The 272-nt window shown below is 43.4% G+C and carries 1 protein-coding gene; it reads left to right on the top strand.

Annotated features, from left to right (window positions below; translation table 11 throughout):
• A partial coding sequence (locus tag AAEY88_RS13650) for a hypothetical protein (protein WP_350563259.1) occupies positions 1 to 272 on the top strand: 272 nt, incomplete at both ends.

Below are 272 nucleotides of genomic sequence, written 5' to 3'. Positions count from 1 at the left end.
CCATACGGTTCTTCTCCCTCTAAATTCCCCATTCGAATGATCAACTATTTGCTGATAATGATACTGGCAATAGGGTTAGTGATTGGTAGTGCATTACAAGCTTTGATGGGTTACCAGCGGGCAGAAGCAACAAAAATTATTGAGCCTATACGTGTGCAAGCGTTGGTTACTATCGAGGGTATTAGCGATAGCGTCTATGATGACGTCACCAATAGCGGCTATCGACAAATCGCTACCATTAGTCATATGTCGCCATTGATCTCTGAGCTAAC

The sequence above is a fragment of the Psychrobacter sp. CAL346-MNA-CIBAN-0220 genome (genome assembly GCF_040309805.1).
In the GTDB taxonomy this organism is placed as follows: Bacteria; Pseudomonadota; Gammaproteobacteria; order Pseudomonadales; family Moraxellaceae; genus Psychrobacter.
This window is presented reverse-complemented; position numbering and strand designations above follow the sequence as displayed.